Annotated in this window: 19 protein-coding genes; 14 read left to right on the forward strand and 5 right to left on the reverse strand. The window is 57.0% G+C overall.

What is annotated here, in order from left to right; translation table 11 throughout:
• Window positions 1-163 precede the first annotated feature (163 nt).
• From proS to H522_RS0111170, 4 genes are all read left to right on the forward strand, one after another.
• Window positions 164-1,615, forward strand: coding sequence for a proline--tRNA ligase (proS, locus tag H522_RS0111155; RefSeq protein WP_026962372.1), 1,452 nt, complete (start codon window positions 164-166; stop codon window positions 1,613-1,615).
• 39 nt (window positions 1,616-1,654) lie between these two features.
• Window positions 1,655-2,569 carry a proline dehydrogenase family protein gene (locus H522_RS0111160; RefSeq protein WP_026962373.1) on the forward strand — a complete coding sequence of 305 codons (915 nt, stop codon included), beginning with the start codon at window positions 1,655-1,657 and terminating at the stop codon, window positions 2,567-2,569.
• Window positions 2,570-2,740: 171 nt separating this feature from the next.
• A complete protein-coding gene (locus H522_RS19025) occupies window positions 2,741-4,363 on the forward strand; it encodes a glutamate synthase-related protein (protein WP_425387017.1) in 1,623 nt (540 codons plus the stop codon).
• Between the two features lie 34 nt (window positions 4,364-4,397).
• Window positions 4,398-5,501, forward strand: a complete 1,104-nt coding sequence (locus tag H522_RS0111170) for a M24 family metallopeptidase (protein ID WP_035453647.1) — start codon at window positions 4,398-4,400, stop codon at window positions 5,499-5,501.
• 17 nt (window positions 5,502-5,518) lie between these two features.
• Here the strand turns inward: H522_RS0111170 and H522_RS0111175 are convergent, their stop codons facing one another.
• The 3 genes from H522_RS0111175 to H522_RS0111185 form a co-directional block, all read right to left on the reverse strand.
• Window positions 5,519-5,824 (reverse strand): YfhH family protein, encoded by a 306-nt coding sequence (locus H522_RS0111175; RefSeq protein ID WP_026962375.1) that lies wholly within the window; start codon window positions 5,822-5,824, stop codon window positions 5,519-5,521.
• Window positions 5,825-5,972: 148 nt separating this feature from the next.
• Window positions 5,973-6,434 carry a sporulation membrane protein YtrI gene (locus H522_RS0111180; protein ID WP_026962376.1) on the reverse strand — a complete coding sequence of 154 codons (462 nt, stop codon included), beginning with the start codon at window positions 6,432-6,434 and terminating at the stop codon, window positions 5,973-5,975.
• Window positions 6,431-6,775: a YtrH family sporulation protein gene (locus H522_RS0111185; RefSeq protein WP_035453595.1), complete on the reverse strand. Its 345-nt coding sequence runs from the start codon at window positions 6,773-6,775 to the stop codon at window positions 6,431-6,433. The genes H522_RS0111180 and H522_RS0111185 overlap by 4 nt, the downstream gene beginning before the upstream one ends.
• Window positions 6,776-6,925: 150 nt before the next feature.
• Here H522_RS0111185 and H522_RS19030 point away from each other — a divergent pair, with 150 nt between their 5' ends.
• The 3 genes from H522_RS19030 to H522_RS0111205 all read left to right on the forward strand — a co-directional run bounded on the left by H522_RS19030 (window position 6,926) and on the right by H522_RS0111205 (window position 12,480).
• Complete coding sequence (locus H522_RS19030) at window positions 6,926-10,087, forward strand: DEAD/DEAH box helicase (RefSeq protein ID WP_051344197.1); 3,162 nt, start codon at window positions 6,926-6,928, stop codon at window positions 10,085-10,087.
• A gap of 4 nt (window positions 10,088-10,091) precedes the next feature.
• A complete protein-coding gene (locus tag H522_RS0111195) occupies window positions 10,092-10,847 on the forward strand; it encodes an SWIM zinc finger family protein (protein ID WP_026962378.1) in 756 nt (251 codons plus the stop codon).
• Window positions 10,848-11,310: 463 nt separating this feature from the next.
• On the forward strand, window positions 11,311-12,480 hold the full coding sequence (locus H522_RS0111205; RefSeq protein WP_026962379.1) for a thiolase family protein: 1,170 nt from the start codon (window positions 11,311-11,313) through the stop codon (window positions 12,478-12,480).
• Here the strand turns inward: H522_RS0111205 and H522_RS0111210 are convergent.
• Window positions 12,470-13,666 carry an MFS transporter gene (locus tag H522_RS0111210; RefSeq protein ID WP_245578091.1) on the reverse strand — a complete coding sequence of 399 codons (1,197 nt, stop codon included), beginning with the start codon at window positions 13,664-13,666 and terminating at the stop codon, window positions 12,470-12,472. The genes H522_RS0111205 and H522_RS0111210 overlap by 11 nt on opposite strands.
• A gap of 233 nt (window positions 13,667-13,899) precedes the next feature.
• On the opposite strand from H522_RS0111210, the gene H522_RS0111220 reads away from it, so the two are divergent.
• From H522_RS0111220 to H522_RS0111250, 7 genes are all read left to right on the forward strand, one after another.
• Complete coding sequence (locus tag H522_RS0111220) at window positions 13,900-15,219, forward strand: Y-family DNA polymerase (RefSeq protein WP_026962382.1); 1,320 nt, start codon at window positions 13,900-13,902, stop codon at window positions 15,217-15,219.
• The gene (locus H522_RS0111225) at window positions 15,216-15,458 is read left to right on the forward strand and encodes a hypothetical protein (protein WP_026962383.1); all 243 of its coding nucleotides are present in this window, start codon (window positions 15,216-15,218) and stop codon (window positions 15,456-15,458) included. Before H522_RS0111220 ends, H522_RS0111225 begins: the two co-directional genes overlap by 4 nt.
• Before the next feature lie 14 nt (window positions 15,459-15,472).
• The gene (locus H522_RS0111230; RefSeq protein ID WP_026962384.1) at window positions 15,473-18,598 is read left to right on the forward strand and encodes a DNA polymerase III subunit alpha; all 3,126 of its coding nucleotides are present in this window, start codon (window positions 15,473-15,475) and stop codon (window positions 18,596-18,598) included.
• 246 nt (window positions 18,599-18,844) lie between these two features.
• Entirely contained in the window at window positions 18,845-19,912 is a 1,068-nt protein-coding gene (locus H522_RS0111235; RefSeq protein WP_026962385.1) for a phospholipase D-like domain-containing protein, read from the forward strand.
• Window positions 19,913-19,915: 3 nt separating this feature from the next.
• Window positions 19,916-20,446 (forward strand): phosphatase PAP2 family protein, encoded by a 531-nt coding sequence (locus H522_RS19035; protein WP_051344198.1) that lies wholly within the window; start codon window positions 19,916-19,918, stop codon window positions 20,444-20,446.
• A 61-nt stretch (window positions 20,447-20,507) separates the two neighbouring features.
• Window positions 20,508-20,942: a cupredoxin domain-containing protein gene (locus tag H522_RS19040; RefSeq protein ID WP_081412080.1), complete on the forward strand. Its 435-nt coding sequence runs from the start codon at window positions 20,508-20,510 to the stop codon at window positions 20,940-20,942.
• Window positions 20,943-21,048: 106 nt separating this feature from the next.
• Window positions 21,049-21,507 carry an OsmC family protein gene (locus tag H522_RS0111250; RefSeq protein ID WP_035453597.1) on the forward strand — a complete coding sequence of 153 codons (459 nt, stop codon included), beginning with the start codon at window positions 21,049-21,051 and terminating at the stop codon, window positions 21,505-21,507.
• A gap of 206 nt (window positions 21,508-21,713) precedes the next feature.
• On the opposite strand, the gene H522_RS0111255 is transcribed toward H522_RS0111250, so the two are convergent.
• On the reverse strand, window positions 21,714-22,058 hold the full coding sequence (locus tag H522_RS0111255) for a histidine triad nucleotide-binding protein (RefSeq protein ID WP_026962387.1): 345 nt from the start codon (window positions 22,056-22,058) through the stop codon (window positions 21,714-21,716).
• Between the last annotated feature and the right edge of the window lie 82 nt (window positions 22,059-22,140).

Here is a 22,140-nt window from a genome sequence, read left to right on the forward strand (position 1 = left end):
CCGTTTCCATGCCGGCCTCCGCCGACACCTCTCCGATGGGGCCGGCATATGGACTTGGGTTTGCTAGACAAAACCAACCAACAGGGTTAGAAATCCCCGATTACGTCCGATAATAACGATAGGAAGACACGGGTGCGTGTGAGAATGATGTGGGAGGATACATATGGCGAGGCAGGACAAGGAGTTTGTCAAAGAGATTACACCCCAGAGTGAGGATTTTTCACGTTGGTATATCGACGTGATTCAAAAAGCGGATTTGATGGATTATGCCCCGGTGCGAGGCTGCATCGTGTTCAAACCGGATGGATATGAGCTGTGGGAGGCCTGTCAGCGTGAGTTGGACATGCGTTTTAAACGGACGGGCCACCGCAATGCTTATTTCCCGCTGTTCATTCCGGAGAGTTTCTTCGAAAAAGAAAAGGAGCATGTGGAAGGATTCAATCCGGAACTGCCGTGGGTGACGGAGGCGGGAGGCGAGAAGCTGGAGGAGCGCCTGGCCATCCGTCCGACGTCGGAGACGGTCATCGGGCACATGTATGCGCGTTGGATTCACTCTTACCGCGACCTGCCGGTCCTCATCAACCAGTGGGCGAATGTGGTGCGCTGGGAAAAGCGGACCCTGCCGTTCCTGCGCACGAGCGAATTCCTCTGGCAGGAGGGCCATACCGCCCACGCGACGGCGGAGGAAGCGGAGCAGGAGACGCGCCAGATGCTCGACGTCTACACGGATTTCGTGGAAAACGTGTTGGCGATTCCCGTCTTCCGCGGGCAAAAAACCCCGTCGGAAAAGTTTGCCGGGGCGGTGGCCACCTATTCCCTGGAGGCCATGATGAAAGACGGCAAAGCGCTGCAGGCGGCCACATCCCACTATTTAGGGCAGAACTTTGCCAAAGGGTTTGAGATCAAGTACCTCGATCGGGACAATCAGTTGAAGTATGTCTACACCACTTCGTGGGGCATCAGCACTCGTATCCTGGGAGCCATCATCATGGTGCATGGGGACGACAAGGGGCTTGTCCTGCCGCCGAAGATTGCCCCAACCCAGATTATCATCGTTCCGATTGGACCTCAGAAGGAACGCGCACGGGTGGTCGAGCATGCGTCGTCCCTGCTGAACAGCCTAGAGCAGGCGGGTTGGCGTGTCCGCATGGACGCCCGAGAAGATTTCAGCCCCGGTTGGAAGTTTAACGAGTACGAGATGCGCGGCATCCCCATTCGTCTGGAAATCGGTCCGCGGGACATCGCAAACGGCCAGGTCACCCTGGCGCTTCGCGATACCGGGGAGAAGTTGGCGGTTCCGGAAGGGGAACTGTTGAAGAGGCTGCCGGAGTTGATGGATGACATTCAGCGGACCATGTTCCAGAGCGCGAAACAGTTTCAGGATGAGCACTCACATGTGGCGCATACGCTGGGTGACATCGTCGAAATCATTGGCGCCCGCCGCGGGTTTGTACTTGCCGGGTGGTGCGGCGATGCGGCTTGTGAGCAGGCCATCAAAGAGCAGGCCGGGGCGACCAGCCGCAACATCCCGTTCCAGCCCCCTGAGACACTGCCAACCTGCGCCGTCTGCGGCAAGTCGGCAGCCCATTCGGTCTGGTACGCCAAGGCCTATTGATAGATAGAGGCCAATGGAGGATGTGGGGGATAGGTAAACATGGAGCAGATTATGCGCAAGTTCTTCCAATCCTTGGCAGCCAATCCGATGGCCAACCGCTGGGCCAAACGGTACGGGTTGCGGTTTGGCGCCAAACGGTTCGTGGCGGGGGAGACGATTGAGGAGGCGATTGCGACCATCCGGGCGCTCAATCGCGCCGGCATGAAGGTCACACTCGACCACCTGGGGGAGTTTGTCCAGGATGAGGCGGAGGCACGAGAAGCGGCGGATGTCTGCGTGCGCACGCTGGAGGCCATTGATGCGTCCGGCGTTGACGCCACATTGTCTTTAAAAATGACCCAGTTGGGGTTGGACATCAGCCGTCCACTCTGCATGGAGAACATGCGGCGGATTCTCGACACGGCCGCCCGTTTGGACATCATGGTAACGATAGATATGGAGGATTACGCTCATTGCCAGGTGACGCTGGACATCCTGGATGAACTGCGCCGGGACTACGCGAACGTAGGCACGGTGATTCAGGCGTACCTGTTTCGCAGCCTGGAGGACGTCCAGCGGCTGGGGAACGAAGGCGTCCACCTGCGCATCGTGAAAGGCGCGTACAAAGAGCCGGCATCGGTCGCGTTTCAGGACAAGGCGCAGGTGGATGCGAACTACCTCCGTTTGATGGAGACCCAGCTTCAAAGTCCCGGATTCACCGCCATTGCCACGCACGATCCCGCCATCATCGCGCACGCCAAGCGATTCATTGCGGATCACCAAATACCGGCGGATAAATACGAGTTTCAGATGCTGTATGGAATCGCTACTCAGCTACAGGCCGAACTCGTCCAACAAGGGTATCCCTTGCGCATCTATGTTCCCTACGGGAACGACTGGTTCGGCTACTTCATGCGCCGACTGGCCGAGCGACCCGCCAATGTGGCGTTTGTCCTGCGCGGTCTGTTTCGGTAGCTGCGGAAAGCGACGAACCATCGGCGGCTTACGATAGAAAGACCCATGGGGAATCTGCCTGTGGGTCTTTCTGTATTGTGTTACACTGAGGCAGTAGGGATTGGCCCGGTGGCCAGTTTTATCCGGCTTACGGCTAGGAGCAGACCACAGGGGGGATACGCTGCCGTGGAGATGACCCTTCTTATCATCCTTTTGCTGGTTGTCGTTGTACCACCGATTGCCTTTCTGGTGTATATGTATGCGCTCTCGAAAAAACCGCAGCACTCGGTCATTCGGGCGCATCCGTATCTGGGTTGGCTTCGTTATTTGCTGGAAAAGCTCGGGCCGGAGTTCCGGCAGTACTGGTTTGACCACGACACTGAGGGCAAACCATTTTCTCGGGCCGATTACCTGGGGGTAGTGTTTGCGAGTAAGTACCGCACGGACCTCATCAGTTTTGGCGCTAAGCGCGACTACGAGCAGCCCGGATTCTATCTTTCCAACGCGTTGTTTCCCAAACTGAGGGAGGAGCTGCGGGCGGACAATCAGCAGCCGGTGCGCGGGAAAAAGTACGAAATTGTCAAGGAGACGCTGTTCACGCGGCACGAACGGATGGTGGAAGACAAGGCCCATAAGTGGTTGTACACGGACGAGGATGCGATTGTGGTGGGACCGAATCGGCGCCATCCGTGGCGTTTGAAAGGCATGTTTGGAGCGTCTGCCACTTCCTATGGCGCCGTGGGTGAGCATTATATCCTGAGCACCGGCAATGGCGCGAAGATGGCGGGCGGATCGTGGATTAACACCGGCGAGGGCGGGGTGGCCCCGGAGCATTTGGCCACGGGGGTAGACGTCATCGCGCAGATTGGGCCAGGGTTATTCGGCTATCGGGATGACGAAGGCCGTTTTTCGCTGACAGAGTTTCTGCAGAAGGCCCAGGAACCGCACATCAAGGCGTTTGAACTCAAGTTTGCCCAGGGCGCCAAGATTCGCGGTGGGCACTTGGAAGGGGCAAAAGTCAACGCGAAGATTGCCGCCATTCGCAAGGTGCCCTTGGGGGCGACGGTCAATTCTCCGAACCGTTTCCCTTTTCTTGAAAATGAGGAGCAAGCCCTGCGTTTTGTCCATACCCTGCAGGTGGAAGGCGGAAAACCGGTGGGCATCAAAATCGTCGTGGGCGATGCGGCACGGCTGACCACCTTGTTTGAGACCATGAAGCGGCTCGACATCTATCCCGACTTTATCACCGTGGACGGAGGCGAAGGGGGGTCAGGCGCCACCTTCAAGGCGATGGCCGACAGTATGGGGTTGCCTCTGTATCCCGCCTTGCTGACGCTGGATGATACGGCTCGGGAGATGGGGGTTCGCGACCGGTTTGTCGTGTTTGCGTCCGGGAAACTGATCACCCCGGACAAGGTGGCCATCGCCTTGGCGTTGGGGGCGGACTGCGTCAATTCAGCGCGCGGGTTCATGATGGCCAATGGCTGCATTATGGCGATGCAGTGTCATACCGGGAAGTGCCCGACCGGGGTCACCACAACCCACCCGAAGTATCAGGCGGCACTCGTTCCAGAGGAGAAGCAGTGGCGGGTGATGAACTACATTCTACAAATGCGGGAGAGTTTGTTTGCTCTGGCGGCGGCCGCCGGTCTGGAAAGCCCACGGCAGTTTTCTCGGGAACACGTGGTGTACAAAAACGAATACGGCCGCACGGTCCGTGTCAGCGAGCTGTTCCCGTACCCATCGTCCGCAGTGGGTGCGAGAGCTGGCGGCGGTCAACACGAAGCCGCTGCAGCGGGAGACACAGCTGGCTAAGTTGAAAGTGACGATGATGACGGAGGAGAAACTGATGACGAAAGATGTTTATGCAGCACGGCGGCAGCGAATGGAACAGTTGATGACGGAGCGGGGCGCTAAAAGCACTTTAGTCACCTCCGTTCCTGGAGTGTACTACTTCACCGGTGTCTGGCTGGAACCGGGCGAGCGTCTCAACGCCCTGGTGCTGCGTAGGGGTGAGGACCCGGTCTGGGTGACGGCGGAGATGTTCCAGGAGGAAACCGCAGCGTGCGGCGTGGAAACCTACTATTTCCGGGACGGAGAAAACCCGTACGAGCGGGTGGTGTCTGTGTTAGGGAGTGCCGCAGGGCTTTTGGTGGACGGGCAGTGGCCGGCTCGCCACGTATTCGGTCTGGCCGCAGCCTTAGGCCAAAATACGCTGCCTGGAAACGCGGATGCGCTCTTGGATGAGTTGCGCACGCGGAAAGACGCGGAGGAAATTGAGGCATTGGAGCGGGCTTCGCAGATGGCGGACCAAGTGGTCCAACAGCTGGCAGCACGCTTACGGCCAGGGATGACGGAGCAAGCGGCCGCCGAGACGCTGGCCCAGTTGTGGCGGGAGGCGGGATCGGCCAAAATGTCGTTCCCGCCGATTGTCGCGTCCGGGCCGATGGGGGCTGCGCCTCATCACGATCCGGACGAGACGCCGCTGCTCTTGGATACCACGGTCATCGTCGATACGGGCGGGTTGTATCGCCACTATTGCAGTGACATCACGCGGACATTTGTCCTCGGACGGCCAGACAAAGAGATGGAAGAAGTTTACAAGGTGGTGTTGGCGGCGCAGAAGGCAGGCATCGCGGCGGCGCGTCCAGGGGTGGCCCTGGGCGAGGTCGATGCGTGCGTTCGCCGCGTGATTACAGAGGCCGGATACGGGGCGTATTTTACGCATCGAACGGGGCATGGGGTTGGGCTCGACATCCATGAGGCGCCCTTCGTCATGGCCGGGAACGAACAGGTGTTGGAGCCGGGGATGGTCATGAGCATTGAACCCGGGGTGTATTTGCCGGGAAAGTTTGGCGTGCGCATCGAGGATTTGGTGGTGATTGAGGAGCAAGGGGCGCGCTCACTGAACCAGGCACCTAAGGAGTGGGAAGACGTTCTTTTGGGCGGATGAGCGGCCGCATCCGCCGCTCAATCCTTTTCCAGCATGGCGATAGGGACGGCAATCTCGGCGCCGTCCGACATCCGGGTGCCCCACGCCATGACCCCTTTGACTTTGGCCACCGTAAACTGGTCGTATGCTTCCGCCAAGCGATAGGTGGCCCCAATCCGGATGTCGGCTTCAGGCTCGATAAGATAGGACTTGGCCAGGTACCACTTTTGCATCAGCACTTCATATTGGCTCCAGTTTTCCTCGTCATACGCGCGCTGTCCCTGTTGCTGCAGGTCTTTCATCTCACGCTGTAATTGCTCGGGTGTCATGTCACTGTAGAGCAAAAAAACCATCCTTTCTGGAACGTCTCTATTATAGCGAATCGAGTGTAGAGCGAATCGAGCGGCTTGCGGTTGCAGGGGAAAAGTAACGGGGCAAGGGGCGAAAGGAGAAGGACGGCGACGGGTCTTCGCTGGGGTTTTGAGATACACGTTACTCCGCCGCGGTTAACGTCACCTGTAGGTAGGGGACCTCACCGATGACCAAGGTTTTGACGTGAAACCGGTAGTCTTTTTCATCGATAGTAATGGTTCGGCCATCGATGATGGATGGGATGAACGCAGGCGTTTCCACGAGCGGATCGAGCGGGAGGCCGACTAGAAACGCGAGTTTCTGCTTGACATACTCGGCCGCCCGGATTTTCTGTAGTTCTGTGACGTCGCTGGGGGCCTCGACGATTTCCACGCTGAATTTTTGGATGGTCGGCTTTTGCACGGGCCTATCCGCCTGGTCTTTGAGGTGTTGAATCTCGGCGCTCAGTTCGTCGATGGTGGTCTCTGACTTTTGCAGTTCGGTCGACAAGGTATCGATGCGTGCGCCGAGGATAGAGAGCATGGCAACCGACCCGAAAAGGCCGCCCAGAATCAGCAGGGCGAGTGCGAGACGCGGTTTCATTTTGGTAGTTCACTTCCCTGCGCCGCGTATAAGGTTTCAATCAGCCAATAGCCGACCTGACAACCGATGAATGCAGCCGTGAGATAGGTGAACTGTTTGCCCAGCACGTTCAGATTCGCATGTAAAACGCCGGTTTCAATCGCTCGCAGCGTATCCATCGTGCCTCCAAGGGTGCTGACCATAGCCCAGATTTTCAGTCGATCCGCCAGTTGGAGCATATACCCCATAGGGGCTGGCCAATGGATGATGGCCGCTGCGACACCGCCCAGCAGAGAACCACCCAAAACCATGCCCATGGCGATAAAAAAATAGGCGAACAGGTTGCCGAGAAAACCGTTCAAGGATCTCGCCTCCAAAAGCGCAGTCGCGTGCTAGACGTTTATGCGTCCGTGTCCTTTACGGTATTCAAACATACGGGACAAGGGCGGCGAATATGCTGTCGGTGTTGCCCACGCTTGCGTGATATAATGAAGGAATAGGGTTTACAAAGTATGGAGGCGGACGAAACGGTGGAAGACAGCCATCACATTACGGCATCGGGTTGGGCACACAAGACTGTCGACATCCGCCGATGGCAGAACGAACACGGCGGCGTTCCGCTGAACGGGGCATTTCTCGCCGCAGACCCATGGACTAAGCTCGGGACTGGAGTTCTCTGGCTGGTGGAGGGAGAGACGAAGTGGCTGCGTGAGCTGGCCAGTACGCTCGGGGTTCAGTATCAGACGGGGGACAGCCCGGTTGGTCCCGGGGTGGCGCTGGTCATCCCTGGACATGAGTTTGTGGATGTGTTGAACCGTCACACCTGGGAGGGCGTCCTCATTGGACCGGAGCTGGCGCTGCACCTGAATCTGCTCCGCTTGGCTCAGCGGTTGGTGCAGGAGGCGGACGTCTTGCCGTTTGCGGCCTTGGCGGACTGGACATGGCGGCAGGTATTGGCGGAACCCCTCGATGTCCAGAGCGGAGATGGTCTGTCTGTGCGTCAAGGTAGTCCCTCCGGCCAGTACAGCTCCATCTTCATTCCGGCTTGGCGGATGGGACCTGGGGCCGCCCTCTTTCGATCCATCCTGCACCAAGGGTATGAGTTACCTGGATGTGAGGGGAATGACACCTCCCTGGCGGCCTGGATGTGGGTTTGTACGGACTGGCTGGTCCGTCAAGACCTCGTCGAACTCCCGCATGCGCCAGAGTCTTCGAATCTGCCGTTTCAAATTCGTTACCGCGGGGAAGCGGAACTGGTAGATAACTGGCAACAGAGCCTCAGCGAGCAGCATCCCGAGGCACAAAAACGGGTGTTTATAGCGGATCGTTGGCTGGTGGGGCGGATGCTGGCCATGGAGCTGCGGGATTCCGGATGGAGCGAGTCCCTGTTCGATAAAACCGGGTCTGTGGACTGGCAGTTGGCGTTTGAACTGATTCCACCCAAGCAAGGAATGGACGGACATTGGACCTTTCGGGGGATGGTGGTTCATCGGTGGTTCCCGTGGCGCGCCCCGCTGATGGAGTGGTGGCGGCAAACGGATCGTCGCTGGCGAATAGGTGAGGACGTCCTGACAGACCCGGATGTCTGGCTTTTGCCGAGGCTGGCGAAAGCGGCGGAGGTGTGCCCGGCCATCGCGCGTATGCTGTCGAATCCGGCTCCCGGCGAGGTGGTTGTGGAACCGAGGGAAGTGATGGAGCTAATCAACGAGCAAATTCCCAACCTGCTGCAGGCTGGCTTCCCGGTATTGACACCCGATTTGGAGCACCTGGATACGAAGGATGTGCGGATTCGCGTACGGGTGAAGCGTACACGACGCCGGTCGCGTCCAGCGGCCAGGGCGAACGCAGTGAACGCGTGGTTTGACCTGGAACAGTTAGTTGAGTTTGATTGGTCCGTCGTCGTTGACGACGCCGAAGTCTCGAAAGAGCAGTTCGAATCCTTGGTCCGCGAACAACAACCGTACGTGTATGCTGGGGGTACGTGGAAACGCATTCCTGTCGAAGCGATTGTCGAACGCATCCGCGCGCTGACGGACGGTGCCCCTGCGAGTATGTCGGTTTGGGAACTGGTCCGTTCCGTATTGCAAAACGAGCAGGCGGATTTGCCGTTGGAGGTCTCGTTCGATCCGGATGCGGCGCCGGTGCGGGATTTCGTCGAGGCGTTGGCACAGGTGCGCGTCCCAAAGCCTTGGCCTTTACCGCGTGGGTTTCGCGGGCAGCTGCGGGACTACCAGAAGCAGGGGTTCTTCTGGTTGTTGCAGCTGCGGGACTTGGGGCTTGGTGCCTGTCTGGCGGACGACATGGGGCTGGGGAAAACCATACAGGTTCTGGCGTATTTCTTAAGCGTGAAGGAGCAGGGGCAGGCGCGCGGACCGCATCTATTGGTCTGTCCCACCTCACTTGTGCCCAATTGGCGGGCTGAAATACAGCGGTTTGCCCCTGCGCTTAGGGTCTACGTGCACCATGGGGCGAAGCGCCACGAGACGGATGAACGAGGGCAAACCCGGCTGGCGAGAGAGGGCATAAAGGCGGACGTGGTGTTGACCACGTTTGCCACCTGCGTCCGTGATGTGGACGAGTTGAGTCAGGTGGACTGGGATGCGGTGGTGGTCGATGAAGCGCAAAACATCAAGAACGTGGACACCAAACAGGCTGCGGCTGTCCGGCAGCTATCAGCCCGTCATCGGATTGCCCTGACCGGGACGCCGGTAGAAAACCGCTTGGAGGAACTATGGGCGATTATGGACTTTCTCAATCCCGGGTACTTAGGGGGGCAAACCTGGTTTCGCCGTCATTTCGCGGCGCCCATCACGGCGCATCCGCAGGGGCCGACGGCCCGCCATCTCGCTCAGCTGCTCACGCCAGTACTGCTCCGTCGCCGTAAGGTCGATCCGTCCATTCAAGCGGAACTGCCTGATAAGTGGGAGGTCCGCGACACGGCCGGCCTCAAGACCGAACAAGCGGCGTTGTATCAATCGATTGTCAATGAATTGTGGGTACGTCTGCCGGAGGCCGTATCGAACATGTCGCGCAGGGGACGGATTTTAACCGCCTTAACCCGCCTGAAACAGGTCTGTGACCATCCCGCACTGATTACCGGCGGATCGACAGACCCAGAGCGTTCCGGGAAGTTGTCGCTGCTGCTCGATTTAATTGAGGAAGTGGTGGATCAGGGAGAGGCCGGTCTGGTGTTCACGCAGTTTCGTGAGATGGGGGAAATTATCTGCGATGCCTTGGCAGCGAAGTTTGGCTGGCGGCCGGGGTTTCTGCACGGGGGACTGCGTCCGGCCGAACGCGGTGAACTGGTGGAACGCTTTCAAACGAAGTCGCATGCGGCCCCCATTTTGGTGTTGTCGCTGAAGGCCGGAGGCGTCGGACTCAATCTCACACGAGCGAATCACGTGTTTCACTTTGACCGCTGGTGGAATCCGGCCGTCGAAGACCAGGCGACGGACAGGGCGTTTCGAATTGGACAAACGCGGGACGTGCAGGTACACAAGCTGGTCTGTTCCGGGACCCTGGAGGAACGGATTGATGAATTGATTGCCGCAAAGCGCCAGTTGTCCGCGGCGGTTGTGGAAGGCGCGGAGGGGTGGATTACGGAACTGGACGATGCGCAATTGAGGGCGTTGTTTGCCCTGGATGTTGAATCGGCGCTGGGGGAGGAGGAATGATCCGATGCCCTACAACAAGAAGCAGGCGGGCAAAGGCGTGAACGCCGCGTCGGGAACCGCAGCGTATTTGGAGTCACTTTGGAAACCGGTGTTTGATGACGTAGACAGGGTGGTGTGGCGACGAGCGAGGGCGTTGGCGGTGGACGGGGTTCTAGAATGGGGTTATCAAGAGGGGATGGTCACTGCGCGGGTCCGTGGCCATGGTCCGGCGGCGCATCAGCAGGCTCACTTTCCACTGGTGGATGATTGGCGGCCTCATCGCCGGATTGTAGCTGCGTGGTTTTTTTTGCACCCCGACTGGCTGGCGGGGTTGATGCGCGGTCACCTGGCTTCAGATTTTTTAGCTGCTATCCACCAGGAGGGTATGGATCTATTTCCAACCGATTCCTACGTAACGCGGTTTCATCATCAGGCTAGCTGTACGTGCGGAGAGTCCGTGCTTCCGTGTACACACGTATTGGCTGCGGTTCTTGCGTGGCTGCGTGCGCTGGCAGAGGACCCTGTACAGCTTCTGGCTTCGGTGCAACTGGATACAGAGTGGATATTGAATGAGGCCCATCGCCTCACCCATGCGTGGGTGCAGAGGGAAAGTGGGAGTCTAGACTCACCGGCGCGGTCAAACGTTTTGTATCGGCCGTGGACTCCTCAGCCTGAAATAGACCGGATTCAGCCTGGGCGGAGCGAGGAAGCAAAAGAAAAAGGCGACCGGCTTGTCGCCCTGTCGCGCAACCTGTCTCTGTATCTTCCTGTGCGTTCTTAAAGTATGTGTCCGGACATGCATTTCAAGTTTCACCAGCCGCTACATGGCGTGCGGAGGCAGTGTCCTATTGTCCGATGTAGACGTCCCCTCTTGCGTTTCGTCCGCTTCAGTGGTGTTGAGTGTTTGCCGCGCGAATAGTCCCAAAAGCGCCCCGAGAAAGACAACCGTGACAATCAATCCAAGGCCCACAATTGACACCCCTTTGGCGGCGGATTTGCGGGGGCTTGATGCCGCTCAGCCGCCGATACGTTTTCCTTTGTTCCCAATTACCAACTCATAAAGGATGACGAATGTCAGGGGGGTAATGTTACATCCATTCGAAAAAAAAGAATCGGGTCTGAAAACGCTTGGGGCTTTCTTCATAGCCGACGTAAAATAGGATACAGCGCAGACGTAAAATCTGAATACACTCGTACACCGGGGAAATGTGCGGCGTTTCGGAAAACGCGAAGGGGGTAGAGGTATGCGGGAAGCGGTGATTGTCGATGCGATTCGGACGCCGATTGGGCGCAGACGGGGCATCTTATCCGAGGTGCATCCGGTGGATTTGATGGCCGATTTGTTATTGGAACTATTGCGTCGTAACCCCATCCCGCCCGAGTTGGTGGAAGACGTCATCCTCGGATGCGTGGATATGGTGGGAGAACAGGCGGCGAATGTGGCGCGAAATGCGTGGTTGACCGCAGGCCTGCCTGAATTCGTGCCGGCTGTGACGCTCGATCGACAGTGCGGGTCGAGCTTGCAGGCGCTGCAGTTCGCCGCCCAAGGAGTGATTGCGGGTGGGTATGACTGTGTGATTGCCGGTGGGGTTGAATCCATGTCCCGGGTGCCGATGTTCAGCAACCTCGGTCAGGGTGTTGGAACGCCGCTGGCATCCCGACTGGCGGCCCGATATGGGATGTCGGATGGATGGTTCAGTCAGGCGGCCGGAGCCGAGCGAATTGCCAAGGAGTGGGGATTCACCCGCGAACAACTGGACGCATTCAGCTTGCAAAGCCATGGGCGCGCCGCCAAGGCGCAAAAACAAGGGTATTTCCAGGCAGAGATTGTACCGGTAAAGGTCAGTGATCGCCAAGGTCCACCTGTGGCTCACGATGAAGGAATCCGTTTCGATACCTCGATGCAGAAGTTGGCCGAATTGAAGCCAGCCTTTCCGGATCTGCAGTTGATCACGGCCGGAAATGCCAGCCAGATTTCGGACGGAGCCAGTGCCGTGCTGGTCACTTCCCGGGAGACCGCAAAGCGTCTGGGGCTGCGAATTCGGGCGCGGTTGGTCGCGTTTTCCGTGGTCGGCGTCAATCCGGTCACCATGCTGACCGGGCCGATTCCGGCTACGGAAAAGGTGTTGCAGCGGGCAGGGCTTTCTCTCGCGGATATCGATTTGTTCGAAGTGAACGAGGCGTTTGCCTCCGTGGTTTTGGCTTGGCAGCGCGAAACGGGCGTGGATTGGAGCCGGATAAACGTCAACGGCGGGGCAATTGCGTTGGGACACCCGCTTGGCGCAACGGGCACGCGCATCGTTGCGACGCTGTTGAACGAGTTGGAGCGGCGGGCAGGCCGCTATGGGCTCATCGCCATCTGCGAGGGTGGCGGTATGGCCAACGCGGTGATCTTCGAGCGGGTCAATGACTAGAGGGAAGACGTTTTTCTCTCCGGATGAGCCAGACGGAAACCACGATAGCTGTAGACAACAGAACGCTGATGAGCATGAGCACACCAATCCATCCCCAAGCATTGAAAAAGAATCCGCCAATCCACCCTACTAGACTGGAACCCACGTAATAAAACAGAAGGTATAAGGAGGATGCCTGGGCTCGGTTATGACCAGCCCAGGCTCCCACCCAGGAACTGGCCACCGAGTGACTGCCAAAAAAGCCGAACGTGAAGATGGCCAAGCCAATGAGTTTGAAGACGACCGGCGGCAGCCAAGTCATCCAAGCGCCGACGAACGTGATCAGAATCCCCGCAAAGAGTACCGGCCCGCGTCCGGTTTGATCGGAAAGCCTACCCATCCAGGCTGAACTGAAAGTACCCACTAGATAGACCAGGTATAACGCGCCGATGGCGGATCGACTTAAGTGGTAAGGAGGGGATAAAAGCACGTAGGTGATGTAGTTGTATAGGGTGACAAACCCCCCCATGAGCAGAAATCCCATCAGGAACAGTGCCAATAGGACGGGGCGGCGTAGATGCTGCCCAAATGACGGCAGGGTGTTGCGGAGTGTCGACGGGTTCGGCCGGAAATGAGCGGGTCTGGGCAAGGCCAGCCAAAACCATATGCTGGCGAGGATGCCGAAGATGCCAATCCCTATCATCGCGATCCGCCAGGAGAAAAGGTCAGCCACGGTTCCAGAGACGAGTCGGCCAGCCATGCCACCGAGGGAATTGCCGGCGATGTTTAAGCCCATGACAAGCCCAAGGTCGTGCGGATCGAACTCTTCATTGACGTAGGCCATGGCGATGGCGGGCAGCCCGGCCAAGGTGAAGCCTTGCAGGGCCCGGAGGACAAGCAGAGTGGCGAAATTCGGAGCAAAAGCGGTCAGCAAAACAAGCAACGACGAAGCGGCCAAGGAGGCTAACATCATCCGCTTCCGCCCCCATGCATCGGAAAGTGCGGCCGTCAACAACATGGAGATGCTAAGCACTCCAGTGGAGATGGACAGGGATAGGCTTGCGCTGGCTGGGGACACCCCGTATTCACGGCTGAATTCAGGGAGCAGGGGCTGTACGCTGTACAATGCGGCAAATGTCACGAAGCTGCCGGCGGCAAGTGCGGACGCGGCCCGCACAAAGGCTCTTGAACCTCGCTGAATATACAAGATGGCCGTCCCTTTCTGTGCGGTTTCGTAGTTTACTCATGCTCTTTGTTGAAGAGTTGAAGAGAGAGAATCGTATTTTCACGGCTTCAATTTTCCATTATATCACAGTTATATCTCGGATGCATGGGGGCGAGGTGGATATAATTGGATGGGAACATATGTTTGCTTCCGCTGGGTGGGTGGATATAATAGACGTGAATACAGAACATATGTTCCCTTTGGGGGGATTTTAGGTGCGGTATACATTGTTTGGTTTCGGGGAAGGGGTACGCATCGATGAAGGGTCACCCCTATGGGCTTCCATTCAATCGGGCAAGGTCAGTGACGCGTCGACGGCGGCGCGTGAGCAGGGAATTCAACCTGGGATGTCGGCGGCGACGGCACAATCTTTGCTGCCAGGGCTTCGCTTGTTTGAAGAAACGGGTTCCCCCTCACAGACGATGGAGCGGGTTTGGCATACACTGTGGAAATTCTCCCCTTGGTTAGAAACGGTCGGTTACGACTCGTTTTTTCTGCAAATCCCCGGTGCGCGTCTACCTTTTTCGGAGGTCCGGCAGATTCTGCGGCAGGTGGATGTTCAACTTCCCAGAGGGGCGCGCTTTTTCGTCGGGTTGGCTGAGACCCCCAAGTTGGCGCGGGCGCTGGTGCAATGGGCGCGGTGTCGAAGTGATCGGCCGCCTGGCGCGGGCTACAGGGTGGGCCGTCAGTATCTCTGGATTTCTCCCGTTTTCTCAAGGAAAGTAAGTGTTCCATCGGGATCGGCGGCGGATGCGGTACTTGCGCACGCTTGCGATTCTCAAGCAGATAGACGCGGACGGACAGACAGCCTTTCCATTCCCGCGCCGAAATGGATTCATGCGTTGCCTATCGACGCGATGTGGTTTCTGTCCGCAGAGGAAAGGGAAAGATTGAAGCGGTTCGGCGTGTTTCAGTATCGGGATTTATTCGACCTGCCGGATGCGGATTTCATACGGCAGTTTGGTCGGGAATCTCTTTTGTGGAAGCAGGTATTTGCCGAGATTCCTCCCGGACACCTGCAGGTCAATTATCCGCCGTTTACGTATTCGCAGATCTGGCGGGCTCATATAGGGGAAACCTTGAGCGCTGGTCAAATCCCGGAAGTGGTCGCAAGGTTGGCGGCGCGGATTGCCGATTTTCTGGAGAAGTGGGGGAATGCCGCGCACCGGCAAGGAATTGTGTGGCGGACGGTGTCTGCAGAAGGGCGATTTGAACAGGCCACCGGGCAGCCCGTATACCGTTTGTCCACCCTGATGGCGCATTGGCAGGAAGGAATCCATAGGTGCCAAGCGGCGGCTGAAGGGGAAGGCGGAGTGGAGACGATAAAGATCTACGTGGCCGATCTGCAGCCACTCACCGGCAGGCAATCCGGGTTCATTTTAAAAAATGGCTTGTTGCTTCCGGACAATCTCAAAACGAAAGAGAAGCTGGAACAAATTCTCGGGCAGGTGAATGGGCGCCATCCTGGAAAACTGCGAATTGGAATTCGCGGAAGCTTTCGCGAACTGCGTTGGAGAGCGGTGGTCGAGGCGTGACAAGGATTGTCCGGCGGCCCATCGAGGTGGAAAGGTGGTATCAAGACCTCCCGTATCAATTTTGGGATCACGGAACTTTGCATCAGGTTGTGGATTGGCTTGACGACTGGAGCGAGATGGGAAACTGGTGGGACGGGGAGGGAGAACGTCAGATGATTCGAGTCTGGACGAAGGACGGGCAGATTTTTGATTTAGAGGCATCTGACGGGAAATGGTGGCTGTACAAGGTGTGGGACTGAGGGAGTGATTGTGGATGTTTGTACACCTTCACTGCCACTCCCCGTTTTCCTTTCAAGATGGAGCGTCTTCCATTGAGTCTTTGGTAGCCCAAGCCGCTGCTGTCAACATGCCCGCATTGGCGTTGACGGATCACAACACGATTGCTGGCTTGCCTGAGTTTCATCATTGGGCGTCGTTATACGGGATTCAGCCGATTTCAGGAGCGGAGTTGACCCTTGAAGACGGAACGCATTTGACACTTTTGGCGGAAACGCCCACAGGGTATGAAAACCTCTGTCGCCTGTTGACCATCGCTCATGACGGTCGCCGCCGTCAGCCGGCCTTGCCGGAACAGCACTTGTTCACTCATTCCGAAGGGTTGATTGTGCTCTCCGGGTGTCGAAGAGGGCGCATTCCGCAACAGGTCTTACAGCACCAGCCAGAGCAGGCAAAGGAGACGGCGAGGTGTTACCGGGATCGATTTCCAGGGTCGTTTTATCTCGAACTGCAAGGGGACCGATACCCGCGCAGCCAGTGGTTGAATCGACAGTTGGCGGAACTCGGAGAATCTTTGGGCATCCCGTTGGTCGCCACCAGCAACGTTCATCACGCGCAGCCGGAAGGATTCCCGGTCTACGATATCCTTTCCTGCATGCGGCAGGGCGTGACCATTTACGATCCGTCCGCAAATCGGCCGTTCAATCCGTCCCGGTGGTTGCATGACGCGACTGAAGCCAAGCGCCGGTTTGGGGCGTATCCGCAGGCCCTGGCCAACACCGTACGGATTGCCGAACGCTGCCAAGTGGTGGTCAAGCTGCATCGGTCTTTATTCCCGGATTACCGTCTTCCGGCTGGAGAACGGGATGCGGCCGCCTATCTGCGCAAACTGGTTTGGCGTGGGGCAGAGGAACGTTATGCTCGCATCGACCACCGTCTTCGGGAGCGGTTGGAACACGAACTGACGATTATCGAACGACTGGGATATGTCGATTATTTCCTTACGGTTTGGGACATCGCCAACTACGCGAGAAGCCATCGCATCCGCTACGCGGGCAGGGGGTCTGCGGCCGATTCCGCCGTCGCCTATTGCTTATACATCACGGATGTCGATGCGGCAGGGCGTGGACTGCTGTTCGAGCGATTTATGAGCCTTGAGCGTGCGGAAAAGCCAGACATCGATATCGATTTTGACAGCCGCCGCCGGGATGAGGTGATGGAGTATGTCTATCGGAAGTACGGAGAGCAGCACGTGGCGCGTGTCGCCACCTACCAGACGTTTCGTGGCAAGTCGGCGATCCGGTCGGTCGGGGCTGCCTTGGCCTTGCCCGATGCGCTGCTCTGTGAGCTGGCCAAGCGACTGCCCTGGGGGGCACATGCGGATCGGCTCGAAGAGTTGTTGGAGAAGGTCCCCGAATTGCGGCCCTATCAGACATATCGTTCGCAATTAATCTGGTTGTGGCGATTGTCTGCCCAGATTGCTGGTTTTCCCCGTCATTTTGGTCTTCACCTGGGCGGGGTGGTTATCAGCCGGCAGCCCTTATATGAAGTGACTTCTCTGCAGCCTTCGGCAAAGGGGGAGTGGATGACCCCTTTTGATAAAGACGCGGCGGAAATGGTGGGTTTCGTGAAGTTAGACTTATTATCGTTGCGGACGATGTCTGCTATTGATGACGTGGTGCACTTGCGGGAGCGGCAAGGGAAATCGTTGGATTATGAAAATATTCCCTTGGATGATAGAGCGACGTTCGAGCGAATCGGGAGAGGGGATACGGTTGGCGTCTTCCAACTGGAGAGCCCGGCGCAACGCGCGTTGCAATCCCGATTGCAGCCAGACCAGCTGGAAGACATTGTAGCCAGCGTCGCGCTGATTCGACCGGGTCCCATCAAAGGAAACATGGTCGATCCGTTTTTACGCCGGCGCAAAGGGCTGGAGCCGATTTCTTACCTGCACCCGAAGTTAGAGCCGATTCTCGGCAAGACGTACGGAGTGGTTCTGTTTCAGGAACAAGTGATTGAGATTGCGACGGCCATTGCGCAGTTCACGCCGGGCGAGGCTGACCAGCTGCGACGCGTCATGAGTCATGCGCGATCGGCTGCGGAGATGAAAAAAATCGGGTCTCGATTTCTTGAGAAGGCCATTCAGGCGGGGGTAGAGGCGGACCTGGCGAATACGATTTTTTCCTATATCCAATCGTATTCGAGTTATGGGTTTTGCGAGGCGCACGCCGCAGCCTTTGCCACGACTGCCTACAAGACCGCGTATTTGCTGGAACATTACCCGGCAGAGTTTTATGCCGCGATTTTGAACCAGTACCCGATGGGCTATTACCCGCTGCACGTGATTGCAGCCGAAGCGAGACGGCGCGGGATTTCGATTCTTGGGGTGGACATCAACGCGAGCGAATGGCCCTGCAGGGTGGTGAATGGACAAATTCGCTTGGGGTTTCGTTTGATTAAAGGGAGCCAAGAGACCGTTGTCCAGCGCTTGATTCGTGAACGGGAGAAGGGTGGCCCGTTCCAGTCCGTCTGGGAGGTTCTCGCTCGGGTTCCGGAGCTGGATTCCCTTTTCGCAGAGTGCTTAATCCGCGTCGGCGCGTTTGACGGATTGGATGCCCGGCGTAGGCATCTATTGTGGCGGTTGCCCGGCTGGCTGCAGGAACGGCGCAAGAAAAAAGACGACCTGCCGCTTCTACCGGATGCTCTTGGCGATGCAAACCGTTCTGGAAATCGGTCGGACGAGTACGGAGATTTGCCGCTTGTCGTGAAATTGACGGATGAGTACAGCCTGCTGGGAATCGGACTCTCCGGCCACTGGCTGGAACTTTATCGTCCGTCTTTAACGCGGATGGGGTATGTTCCGATTGCAAGTTTACAGCACTATCCCGATGGGGAGCAGGTCTATACCGCGGGTCTCGTGGTTTGTCCGCATCGTCCTCCAACCAAGAGTGGGCGGACTGTTGTCTTTTTTTCGCTGGAAGATGAAAGCGGCTTGATTGACGCCACCATGTTTGAATCCGTGTATCAACGTAGCGGCGCGATTCTTTTCACTCCTCAGGGAAGGATGGTTGGCATACGCGCCGAGGTGCAGCGACGTGGCGGCTCCCGGCCCCAGCTGTCGGTGTTGGAAGTGATCCCGTTGCCGAAACTTCGCGCCATTTAAGTGCGTTGTCCGGGTGGGAGTGCTGTCTCCTTTCCGGACAATCTTTATACGTTGGCCAGTTCCAACTCTATCTTGTATGATGGACTTCGTGTGCAGCGGGGCGATGCAGCTTGTATCGCAGTCCATCTTCACTACAACAGAAACATAGGTTTTTGTAAATGATCGGATTGAAAACAGGTGTATTCCAGATGACTGCGAATATATAGCTGTATGATGATTCGACTGTTCAACAGGGAGGAAGTCGTGATGCACCTGTCGACCCGATTTCGCAGTTATGGACTGCGCCTTCTCATCTTCGTCGCGTTTACGGTCAGTATCTTATTTCTTCCAGCCTGCGGAAGTGCTGCTTCGTCTCCAAAGGAAGGGCGTCTGCCTGCGCCCGTCAGCCAGAATGGCGCAACTCTGGATTGGGGTAAGGATGTCAAGGACACCGCGTTAAAGATGATTCGCCAGAGCCGTCATTACTGCTATCTCGATATCTATGAATTGTCCGATCCCGATATCCTACAAGCCCTTGTGAAGGCGAAAAGGCGTCACGTGGATGTTCGAGTCGTGGTCGATGCGTCCGAGTCCCATTCACAGGAAAAGGCGGTCCCTACGTTGCGACACGCTGGGGTACCAGTCGAATCGCTACGCATTCACGAAGGCATTTCCCACATCAAAATGCTGATTGCAGATGGGAATCATGCCGGTGTCTTGATTGGCGGGATGAACTTTGGCGAGAGCAGTTGGGAGAATAACGACGCCTCCGTCTATCTCCGTGACCCGAATCCCTCTTTTCTCGCCCTGTTTCGTTGGGACTGGAAACGGGCCGAAGGCATACCGGCAGCAGCACCGAAGACGCAAATGCCACTCATCACGGACCGGGAGATCAAGGGACAAGTGGTTCAAGCCATCCAGTCGGCACGGCAGTTGATTTGCCTGGAGGCGTTTGATTTAACCGATGATACAGTGCTAAACGCCCTCTCGGCCGCCATCAATCGCGGCGTCATTGTTGAGGTTCTGCTTGATCCGAATCAATCCTATAATCGAGATGCCGCCGAGGAACTGCGCGATGCCGGCGCCACGGTGCGCTTTTACCGCCCATATGGGAGGGAGTGGATGCACGCGAAAATCCTCGATGTCGACCACGGTTCCACTTTCATCATTGGAAGCGCCAATTTCAGTCATCAGGCATACACGTACAATCATGAAGGTGACCTCGAACTCCATGACATGAAGCGGTTTGATATCTCCTTTCAAGCGGATTTCTCAGTTCAGATTTCGCGTGGCACGGACTATCCGGTCCGTGATGGCAGGCGGGGCGGAGATTAGATCATGGCGTTTGCGCGCATACAGGCATACGACGACAGATTGGTCTGGTGCATTCGGAGGTTGTGGGGGAAGTCCCTGTCGCTGGACGGATTCATGGTGACGGTCGCACGCTGGACGCCGTTCGTCATGGTGGGGCTTATCGCTGCTACGGTGGTTCTTGCCTTCACACAACCACAATTCCATGCCGTCCTCCATGGCTTTTCCGCGATTGCTGCCGCTGCGGCGGCGAGGTTTATCAATGAACCGATCACACGAGCGTTTTGTCGTCCGCGACCGTTTGAACAAATGTCTTTCTTCCCGTTGGTATCCCACGAACGGGGTGGGTCATATCCGAGCAACCACGCAACCGGAGCCTTCGCGCTCGCGGTAAGCATGTTGGCTGTTCCGGGAATTGGATGGATTTTGCTTGTCTTAGCCGCGCTTCTATCGGTTTCACGCGTCTACGTTGGGCTGCACTATCCATCCGATATTGTCGGCGGTGTCCTTCATGGTACGGCCGTGGCGTTATTGATTTCTTGGTATCTTGGCATCTGACACCTCCTAATGCATACTTGCCAATCCGGTTGTACACGGTAGAAGCCAGGAGGCAGATGTCATGCACCGGAAACCGCCGTTTTTGAAAATCGCCCAGGTGTTCATACCTCCCCTGATCAGCCTCATGCTATGGGGATGCATGTCCATGGTCAGTTTACGTATGGATTCAGGGCATGTGGCCAGTTTGCAAATTCCACCGGTTTGGGCACAAACCAACGTACGAATTGTTTTACGTGACGGGGGCATCCAGCCTGTACAGATTGAAACCGCAGCCGGCGAGGCGGTTCACCTGACCGTTGTCAATGAAGGGCTGCAGGTTCACAACCTGGTCATTCCGGATTTTTATGTTTTTTTGCCCAATCTTTCAGCCGGTGAGCAGACCACAGCCTCCTTTACACCCAGTCGCGCGGGGCGGTTTCCGTACTATTCGGACAAGGCTGTAAACGGTCGGCGCCAGCCTGAACCGGGTATGCAGGGCACGCTCATTGTACGTTGATTTTTCGGCTCTGCGCTAAGATATAATCGGTTTATCCGCGCGGATTCGATCGGGAGTATAATGGCCGCAGCAGAATAAAGGCGTTTTTTGCAGGAGGCTGGGCGATATGGCAGAAGGCATCGTCCGTGTTACAGCGAATTGGCTGGGTGGTCGGCATTTTGCGGCCGTAGGTCCATCCAATTTTCGTATTGACATGGATGCGGCAGCGGATGTCGGAGGACAAGGACTCGGTGTACGTCCGATGGAGCTGTTGTTGATGGGATTAATCGGCTGTACGGGCATTGACGTCACCATGATCTTGGAGCGAATGCGGCAATCGGTCACAGCGCTTCATATTGAGGCTCAGGGAGTGCGACGGGCGGAATACCCACAGAAATTTACCGATATTCACCTCTACTATCATTTACAAGGCGAGGTATCTCCTACGAAGGCTTGGCGGGCTATACACCTCAGCGAGGAAAAGTATTGCAGCGCATCTGCGTCCCTGAACGCGAATATCATTCCTCACTTAATTTTGAACGGTACAGAGGTTCCCGATTCGGGTACGCCGGCGTCGCAGGTATGATAACTACGCGCCAGCATCGCACCTATGATAGACCTGCACTTTCGACGCATACTTCCTCGTCGTACACATGCGCTCTCGTTGCACGCCGATAGGGCTGTTGCTTGGGGCCGCGGGCCAGGCCAGATGGGCTTTGCCCGCGGCAGGTAACGAAATGCGCAGATTGTCTTCGGATACTTTCCCCGGCTATGTCTCCTTTACCTATTCGGTCAACCCGGGGGCCACTGCAGCTGCCGGCCCCCAATGACGTGGTAGTGTAGGTGCGGGACCGTCTGTTGCCCATGCTGTCCGATGTTGGTCACGATGCGATAGCCATCCTTCGCGATGCCCAGGTCTTCGGCAACGCGCTGTGCAGCCAAATGCAAACGGCCAATCAGTGCGCAGTCTTCCTCTTGAATGTGATGGGCGGAAGGAATGTGTTTTTTGGGGATAACCAGCACATGTACCGGCGCTTGTGGTTGAATGTCTTGAAACGCGAGTACGTCATTGGTTTCGTATACTTTCGTCGACGGTACTTCACCCGCAACAATTTTACAGAATAAACAATCTTCCACGCTGACACCTCGCTCCTCGGTGGTATTCGCCTCACCAGAATTGTAGGACAATCGCGCACTCGACTCAAATCGCAGGGGGAGA

The sequence above is a fragment of the Alicyclobacillus herbarius DSM 13609 genome (assembly GCF_000430585.1).
In the GTDB taxonomy this organism is placed as follows: Bacteria; Bacillota; Bacilli; order Alicyclobacillales; family Alicyclobacillaceae; genus Alicyclobacillus_G; species Alicyclobacillus_G herbarius.

Bases quoted from the DNA above. Each gene is read 5' to 3' on its own strand.
- proS (WP_026962372.1), top strand. From the start codon at position 164: ATGGCGAGGCAGGACAAGGAGTTTGTCAAAGAGATTACACCCCAGAGT.
- H522_RS0111160 (WP_026962373.1), top strand. From the start codon at position 1,655: ATGGAGCAGATTATGCGCAAGTTCTTCCAATCCTTGGCAGCCAATCCG.
- H522_RS19025 (WP_425387017.1), top strand. From the start codon at position 2,741: ATGACCCTTCTTATCATCCTTTTGCTGGTTGTCGTTGTACCACCGATT.
- H522_RS0111170 (WP_035453647.1), top strand. From the start codon at position 4,398: ATGACGAAAGATGTTTATGCAGCACGGCGGCAGCGAATGGAACAGTTG.
- H522_RS0111180 (WP_026962376.1), bottom strand. From the start codon at position 6,434: ATGAAACCGCGTCTCGCACTCGCCCTGCTGATTCTGGGCGGCCTTTTC.
- H522_RS19030 (WP_051344197.1), top strand. From the start codon at position 6,926: ATGGAGGCGGACGAAACGGTGGAAGACAGCCATCACATTACGGCATCG.
- H522_RS0111195 (WP_026962378.1), top strand. From the start codon at position 10,092: ATGCCCTACAACAAGAAGCAGGCGGGCAAAGGCGTGAACGCCGCGTCG.
- H522_RS0111205 (WP_026962379.1), top strand. From the start codon at position 11,311: ATGCGGGAAGCGGTGATTGTCGATGCGATTCGGACGCCGATTGGGCGC.
- H522_RS0111230 (WP_026962384.1), top strand. From the start codon at position 15,473: ATGTTTGTACACCTTCACTGCCACTCCCCGTTTTCCTTTCAAGATGGA.
- H522_RS0111235 (WP_026962385.1), top strand. From the start codon at position 18,845: ATGCACCTGTCGACCCGATTTCGCAGTTATGGACTGCGCCTTCTCATC.
- H522_RS19035 (WP_051344198.1), top strand. From the start codon at position 19,916: ATGGCGTTTGCGCGCATACAGGCATACGACGACAGATTGGTCTGGTGC.
- H522_RS19040 (WP_081412080.1), top strand. From the start codon at position 20,508: ATGCACCGGAAACCGCCGTTTTTGAAAATCGCCCAGGTGTTCATACCT.
- H522_RS0111250 (WP_035453597.1), top strand. From the start codon at position 21,049: ATGGCAGAAGGCATCGTCCGTGTTACAGCGAATTGGCTGGGTGGTCGG.